The sequence below is a fragment of the Intestinibacter sp. genome (genome assembly GCF_051866655.1).
Taxonomy (GTDB): domain Bacteria; phylum Bacillota; class Clostridia; order Peptostreptococcales; family Peptostreptococcaceae; genus Intestinibacter.
This window is the reverse complement of record NZ_JBJDXL010000109.1, coordinates 1-6606: the sequence shown is the minus strand read 5'-3', so window position 1 is coordinate 6606 and position 6606 is coordinate 1. Positions and strand designations below refer to the sequence as shown.

Sequence of the window (6606 nt, the reverse complement as noted above, 5' to 3'; positions counted from 1 at the left end):
GATCTTGGATAGGATCAGGTTTAGATGTAGAAAGAGATTATATACGCTCTATATTTGATGGAACTTTTGAGAATGTAATATGGAGTCAGACTAAACAACATGACAACTATATTAAGTATCTACACAAGCCATTCTTAAATGGATCTATAAATAGATACATTGCTTACTCTGAAGATATGAGTGAAATAACAGCTTTAAAAGAAGCTATACCAGGACTAGTTAAGTTTACTATAGATGCTTCAGATTATATAGATGTATACACATTTGATAGAGATGGAGAAGATATAAGTAACAAGATTATTAATAATTCTATAAGCAATAAAGAAAAGCCTATTAGTCTTCCTAATATAGTTATAACTGTTACATCTCTAGTAGATGATTATGGACTGCAGCGTTACTTCAATAATGACATAAAAGGATGTAAATCTACTATATCTATTCACAATGATCCTAGTAATAAGTATGTTACTGCTTTACAGAACAATGATATAAGATTATATTACAGTATATTTTAGGTAATAAGATTATATAGGTCAACATTACGTAATTGCAATTGCACTTATAGTTCTGGTTCGTTCTATAATTTTAATATAAACAACATCAACCACAATGTAATGTTTGGTTATTACTCTGGCATTACAGGAGGTTCTAGTTCTTATAATTTACTATTTGGTTAGGAGATGTGTAGTACGGACTCTAATGGTAATACTACTTCTACAATAGATGGAAACTACTGGTACGACGATACGTTCTAGGATTGGTTTGGTTATAATATAATGGCTCCGTTTTAGTATTCTGTATTCTATCCTCACACTAATACTAACTTTATAAAATTACCGTATAATAAAGGAGTTACTTTAAAAGGCACATTCTAGGATAATTTTGTAGAAAGAATGAGATGGGGAGTGACTGTAGAATATGGAGGTATACAAGGAAACTATATGAAAGAATTATATGGTTGTACTATTTCTTCTCAGGCGTTCTCTTCTTAGTTAGCTCATAGTAGTGGAGTAAGCGGTATATACAAACTATAGGGCGCTTAGTAGATACCTAGCATATATGAGTCAGATATCAAAGCTTACTAGTGTAATGCTAGTGTATTTGTACCTCTTATTACAGAAGAATAGAAAACCGAACTGACAGATAGAACAAGAAAGAAACTAGTTTCATTTTACAATGATACTACTAAAATATTGTATTACGATCAATTATAACTATTATGAACAATATAATAAAGGTTAACATGACAAAGTTCATTAAGTCTAATAACTTAAGTGCAGGTAAAGATGAGAAGAATTAGGATTAAAAATGATATATTTATTAAGATAACTATTAATAAAAATGGAGAGAAAACCTCTTTATTAGATAAATAGTTATCCGTAAACTTATTAGTAGGTAAGGAACCGCCTATATAGATAACAGACTATTCTATTATAAATGAGAATGTTATAACTTTTAAATTTCCTGCAGAAAGATAGGAGATATTAGGTTCTTATGACTTATTAATAGAAATAATAGACGAGAGCGGAAATACTAGTACTTTAGATAAATGTAACGCTTTTTAGTTAGTACCGCATAGCTGTAAAACTGGTGGGTTAGACGGGCTTAATGTAGAGACTATAATTTTTGAATATAGCGTAGATTTAGCTGCATTTTAGAATATAACTAGCTATGAACAGTTAGAAGACATACCTACTATAAATGGAATACCTTTATTAGGGGATATTACTTCAGCTTAGTTAGGGCTTGATTTAGATGTAACTAAGTATAAACTTAACGTTAATGCACCGGTTTTTAGGGAAGCTCCCAGCAGTGATACTCTGACATGGGAGCATGAAGGAAAAGTAATAGAGTTTAAAGCTGGAGATATGTGCAGAGTTCGTAATCTGCAATCTGAAAATGATTATGATCTGTACATACTTTATGGAATAGATGAGGATGTAGCTACCTGGGTAAAAGTAATATGGAACGTGGCAGATATACTGTTAGATACAGTAGGAAATAGTACATAGCACGGTATGACTCAAAGAGCAATTACTAGTGGATTCTCTTCTGTAATAAACATGATAGAAAGCAAAACTCTTGGAAGTTTAACTAATGTCGATAGCAACGCTGATGATGATACAGTTTCTGATGTAATACTTGTTAGAGATTCAGATAGTTAGAAATGGGTAGCTAAAGATGTATCTGAAGTTGGAGATGGAGACATTACTATAGTAAAGGAATCCGCTGCATCTACATGGTAGGTTAGATCTTTAGTTCGTACTCCCACAATTACAGAAATGTCTTTAGGTAGCTTAACTAATGTTAGTTATGAAGCTGACAATACTTTTGTAGAAGATAAAGTATTAGTATTAGAGTCTGGAACTAACGAATGGGTAGTTAAAAGTGCGTCTGACTTTGGAGGTGGAGGAGCTAGCTCTAACTATAGTATATACTTAAGAAATAACATGAATGGGTTATCTTTTGCTTCTTAGCAAGGAGAACCTTGTTATATAGATGTAACTTTTGTATCTTAGTATAGAAATGACCCTACAGAAGATTTTTAGCCTACTGGTGAGAATGGTACATTAACTATACAAATATAGAATCTTAAGTATGAAGAATACACGGTAGTAAAATAGATTACTGTTCCTTCTGGTAAGAATACATTGATAGATGTTGCTGAGTACTTATCTTCTGGAGTAACCAATGTAAAACTAATTGCAAAAGGAGTAAATACAGGAAAAGAGACTATGCCGTTAGTTTATAGTGTACAGCTTACTTCTCTGTCTGTTACAGCATCTAATTTTTAGTGGTGGACTGCAAAGAATTCAGATTTTATTGTACCTTTGATTATTGGAGGTAATGTAAGTAAAATATTACATGTATCTATAACTGGAGATGACTATAGTCAAACGTATGATATACCATTAGGTACCGCTTCGTATACTGATACTCCTTACAATTATACTGTAACTCATCCAGGAACTACTGGAGTTTATAACGCTTCATTCTACTTAACAAATTCAGACGGTACTGTTACTACTAAAACCTATTCTGTAAATTTTATGTGTATTACAGAAGTAGGCGAAGAGGTTAAACTAATGTGCGTAAATAATTTAGCATAGAGTTTAACTAACTGGTAGTCTAACGATGTATTTGAATACTCTATATATGATGGAGTAAATAGAAGCACAGATGCTATATTTGTAGTTAAGAAAGATGGAGTAGTAATGTATCAGTCTGTTAATGATTAGATTACTACTAGTTATAAATATATGTTTACATACTCTATGGAAATAGATACTGTTGATAATAGTAATTTTGAAGTAGATGTATTAGTAACTAGTAACGATATAGATTTAATAGATTCTATTACATTTCCTGTAAACAATTCATTAAACTTTGGAGCCACTACTGGAGCTATATTCTACATGAACCCAAAAACTCGAAGTAATACACAAACTAACTATCAGAAAGTAATAAACGAATCTACAGGTAAAGAGATAGATGCAGAGTGGACTAATATGAACTGGGGCAATGACGGCTGGATAATAGATTCAGATGGTTATAGTGCTTTAAAGATATTTGCTAGAAGTAAGGCGGTTATAAAATATCAACCGTTACTGACAGAATCAGCGTCTAAAGGTAGAACTATAGAGTTAGATTTCAAAGTAGATAACCCAACAGATGCATCTAAAAATATCATACAAATAGTATAGAATACAGTAGGTCTTAGGATATCTGCTGAAAATATATCATTCTTTTCGTCATCAAGATAGGATTCAACAACTCAAGATGTACCGATAGATAATGGAGTTAGATTAAGAGTTCATATTGTAGTAATGCCTTCTGCATATGGAGTATCTTAGTTTAATCTAGTATGTATATACATAAACGGCAAGAAGAATAGATAGTATGATTATCAGGATAATGACTACTTTGCTAACAACGGTTATATAGAATTGGGTAACGACTATTCTAATCTATATGTATATGGGTTAAGAGTATATGATTATGCTTTATCTAGTGAGGCTGTATAGAAAAACTATATTAGTATGTTAGATACAGTATCACAAAAATAGGAAGAGAAAGAAATAAATGAAGTTCTAGACGCAGAAGGAATAAGTATAGATTACGAATAGACAAAGAAGAAATATAACGTATTTGTATTTGATTAGCCGTTTCCAAATCTTAATAATCCAGGAACAGTAAACGGAACACTAGAAGTATACTTTAAAGACAGACCTTAGAATAACTTTGTAATGACTAACCTATAGATGGGAGGTTAGGGAACATCTTCCATGAAATACCTAGAATGGAATATGCGCTGGAAGATGAAGGCCATAAAAGATGCTGAAGGAAACAAACTTAACAGTATAGCTACTTATGTAGACGGAACTACAGATAAGAATCAAGTATTCTTTGCTGAAGGAGTACCTAAGAGCGGTCGTTTAACTGCTAAAAAGAACTGGGCATCTTCAATGCAGGACCACAAAGCTGGTTCAGTAACCGCTTATACTGATCTATATAGAGAATTAGGTTTATCTAATGAAGCTACTGAATTAGATAGTAGTGTTAGAGTCGCAGTGTACTAGGAACCTTTCATAGGATTTAGTAAAACTAAGAATGAAGAAGGTAAGGACGTATACACTTGCATGGGTGAATTTACTTTTGGTCCAGATAAAGGAGATGATAAATGTTTTGGCTATGATACAGACACATTCCCTAATTTATTAAGCGTAGAAGGTAGTGATAATGCTCCATTAGGAGCTTTGTTTAGAGTACCTTGGAACAGAAACAAATGGTACTGGACTTATAATCCAGACGAAGAAGCTTTTTAGTATAATGAAGCAAATTGCTGGGACTTTGACGCAGGTGAGTTAAACGAAGATGAAACTGAACCTATTAGTACAGATAGATGGGTAGAAGCATATAACGCAGTATATGTTTGTAGTAATAGGATAAAACCGTTTAACGGAACTCTTACTGAGCTAAACGACCAAGTAATGGGTTATAGGTCTAGCGGTTATGAATACTGGATATCGAAAGCAGGGGATGCCAATAGATATAATCTGTATTACTATGAAAGTTATGAGGGAAAGTTTATACCTTCTGACGTAGGTAATGGACCAATAAATCTAATAACACAGCTAAGTAAGTACATAACTTCAGACTATTCGTCTTTTAGTGACGATTAGATGAACGAAATGTTTATATAGGCTAGAATAGCATTATTTAGAGATACCGCTCCAAAGTATTTCGATATAACAGATGCATGTTATCATCATAACTTTACAGAATTCTTTGCAGGAACTGACCAAAGAGCAAAAAATACTTATCCTTATAATTTCTGCTCGAGTTCTACTTCTTTATGGAAGTGGCGTTTAGACGACGCTGATACTATCTTACCTATTGATAACTAGGGCCAAGATAGAAAGCCATACTACTGTGAAATGCATGACCAATATGACAACGGTTAGCCTATGTGGAATGGAGAAACTTCCGTGTTCTGGAACATGCTAGAACTTGCTTTCCCTGAAAACTTAGTTACAGGAATGAAGAATATGCTATCAGCTATGGAGAAATTAAGTGGAGCTTCTGTTGGTACGCCTTATGATAAAGTGTATAGTTTCTATTAGAAATACTTTATAGGTATTAAGAATTACTTCCCTTCTACTCTGGTCAACGCAGATGCTAAGAGATATGAAATGGCTAAGATACAGTACAATAATGGTTCTTATACTAACGATACTGACCCTATAACTCAGTCTCACGGTGACTTCTATAGCGCAGAAACTGCTTGGATGAAGAAACGTATAATGTATATTATGTCTAAATACAACTACGGTTTGTTCAGTGCTAGCGGTAACGATACTATTGTAGTACGTGCGGCAGGAGATTTAATCAATTATGAAATTACTCCTGCATTTGATATGTATCCTTCTATTGCTAACGGTACTTCTATAGTTAAAGGAACCAGAACAAAAGCTGGAGAAACTTGTCTAATAACTGTGGATTTAGGCGGTAGTGCAGACCAGCAAAACGCAATTGAAGGCGCTTCTTGGTTACTGTCTATAGGAGAATGGCACAACAAGAATGTTAGTGGTACCATGATAGTTAGAGGTAAGAGACTTACAGAGCTAAATATAGGAAGCAAAACAGAGCCAATCGTTATTAGTATTACTGGTTTAACTATATCAGATTGCAGCAGTTTAATGATATTAAATGTTAGTAACGTGTCTACACTACAAGGTACATTAGACTTATCTAGTTGTGAAAACATAAGAGAGATATATGCAGGAGGTACTTCATTGACATAGATTAAACTACCTAATGGAGGCGGTTTAGAATTAATAGAGTATCCTAGAAATAATAAGTATATAACTTTAAAGAATTTCCCTGTAATAGCTAATACAGGAGTTATGATAGACTAGTGTAAAGATATAGTTACGGATATACTTATAGAACACTGCGATAATTTAAGTTCTTTGTAGATTATAAGTGATGTTATAGAAAGTCAAATAGAATAGGGAGACGATCACAACTTAAAACGTATAAGAATATTAGGTATAGATGAAACATATAATCAATTAACAAATTTACAAAATAATATCAACAATA

The 6606-nt window shown here is 32.9% G+C and carries 12 protein-coding genes; all 12 read left to right on the top strand.

The genetic code is table 11. The features are described 5' to 3' along the window. The coding region (locus tag ACI3VO_RS02865; RefSeq protein WP_439756469.1) for a hypothetical protein at window positions 1-515 on the top strand (515 nt) is incomplete at its 5' end. A 1353-nt stretch (window positions 516-1868) separates the two neighbouring features. Beyond that, the gene (locus ACI3VO_RS02860) at window positions 1869-2012 is read left to right on the top strand and encodes a hypothetical protein (protein ID WP_439756468.1); all 144 of its coding nucleotides are present in this window, start codon (window positions 1869-1871) and stop codon (window positions 2010-2012) included. A 6-nt stretch (window positions 2013-2018) separates the two neighbouring features. Continuing rightward, window positions 2019-2165: a hypothetical protein gene (locus tag ACI3VO_RS02855; RefSeq protein ID WP_439756467.1), complete on the top strand. Its 147-nt coding sequence runs from the start codon at window positions 2019-2021 to the stop codon at window positions 2163-2165. 117 nt (window positions 2166-2282) lie between these two features. After that, the gene (locus tag ACI3VO_RS02850; RefSeq protein ID WP_439756466.1) at window positions 2283-2477 is read left to right on the top strand and encodes a hypothetical protein; all 195 of its coding nucleotides are present in this window, start codon (window positions 2283-2285) and stop codon (window positions 2475-2477) included. 174 nt (window positions 2478-2651) lie between these two features. After that, a complete protein-coding gene (locus tag ACI3VO_RS02845; protein WP_439756465.1) occupies window positions 2652-2795 on the top strand; it encodes a hypothetical protein in 144 nt (47 codons plus the stop codon). A gap of 36 nt (window positions 2796-2831) precedes the next feature. After that, a complete protein-coding gene (locus ACI3VO_RS02840; protein WP_439756464.1) occupies window positions 2832-3110 on the top strand; it encodes a hypothetical protein in 279 nt (92 codons plus the stop codon). A gap of 150 nt (window positions 3111-3260) precedes the next feature. Continuing rightward, a complete protein-coding gene (locus ACI3VO_RS02835) occupies window positions 3261-3704 on the top strand; it encodes a hypothetical protein (RefSeq protein WP_439756463.1) in 444 nt (147 codons plus the stop codon). Window positions 3705-4286: 582 nt separating this feature from the next. Next, complete coding sequence (locus tag ACI3VO_RS02830; RefSeq protein WP_439756462.1) at window positions 4287-4580, top strand: hypothetical protein; 294 nt, start codon at window positions 4287-4289, stop codon at window positions 4578-4580. A 60-nt stretch (window positions 4581-4640) separates the two neighbouring features. After that, window positions 4641-4826 (top strand): hypothetical protein, encoded by a 186-nt coding sequence (locus ACI3VO_RS02825; RefSeq protein WP_439756461.1) that lies wholly within the window; start codon window positions 4641-4643, stop codon window positions 4824-4826. A gap of 165 nt (window positions 4827-4991) precedes the next feature. Continuing rightward, window positions 4992-5183 carry a hypothetical protein gene (locus tag ACI3VO_RS02820; RefSeq protein ID WP_439756460.1) on the top strand — a complete coding sequence of 64 codons (192 nt, stop codon included), beginning with the start codon at window positions 4992-4994 and terminating at the stop codon, window positions 5181-5183. A gap of 285 nt (window positions 5184-5468) precedes the next feature. Beyond that, window positions 5469-5624 carry a hypothetical protein gene (locus ACI3VO_RS02815; RefSeq protein WP_439756459.1) on the top strand — a complete coding sequence of 52 codons (156 nt, stop codon included), beginning with the start codon at window positions 5469-5471 and terminating at the stop codon, window positions 5622-5624. 69 nt (window positions 5625-5693) lie between these two features. Further along, the gene (locus ACI3VO_RS02810) at window positions 5694-6305 is read left to right on the top strand and encodes a hypothetical protein (protein WP_439756458.1); all 612 of its coding nucleotides are present in this window, start codon (window positions 5694-5696) and stop codon (window positions 6303-6305) included. The last annotated feature ends 301 nt before the right edge of the window (window positions 6306-6606 follow it).

Coding starts and splice junctions, on each gene's coding strand:
- ACI3VO_RS02825 (WP_439756461.1), top strand. CDS start 4,641: ATGGGTGAATTTACTTTTGGTCCAGATAAAGGAGATGATAAATGTTTT.
- ACI3VO_RS02810 (WP_439756458.1), top strand. CDS start 5,694: ATGGCTAAGATACAGTACAATAATGGTTCTTATACTAACGATACTGAC.
- ACI3VO_RS02860 (WP_439756468.1), top strand. CDS start 1,869: ATGTGCAGAGTTCGTAATCTGCAATCTGAAAATGATTATGATCTGTAC.
- ACI3VO_RS02820 (WP_439756460.1), top strand. CDS start 4,992: ATGGGTTATAGGTCTAGCGGTTATGAATACTGGATATCGAAAGCAGGG.
- ACI3VO_RS02850 (WP_439756466.1), top strand. CDS start 2,283: ATGTCTTTAGGTAGCTTAACTAATGTTAGTTATGAAGCTGACAATACT.
- ACI3VO_RS02855 (WP_439756467.1), top strand. CDS start 2,019: ATGACTCAAAGAGCAATTACTAGTGGATTCTCTTCTGTAATAAACATG.
- ACI3VO_RS02830 (WP_439756462.1), top strand. CDS start 4,287: ATGAAATACCTAGAATGGAATATGCGCTGGAAGATGAAGGCCATAAAA.
- ACI3VO_RS02835 (WP_439756463.1), top strand. CDS start 3,261: ATGTTTACATACTCTATGGAAATAGATACTGTTGATAATAGTAATTTT.
- ACI3VO_RS02815 (WP_439756459.1), top strand. CDS start 5,469: ATGTGGAATGGAGAAACTTCCGTGTTCTGGAACATGCTAGAACTTGCT.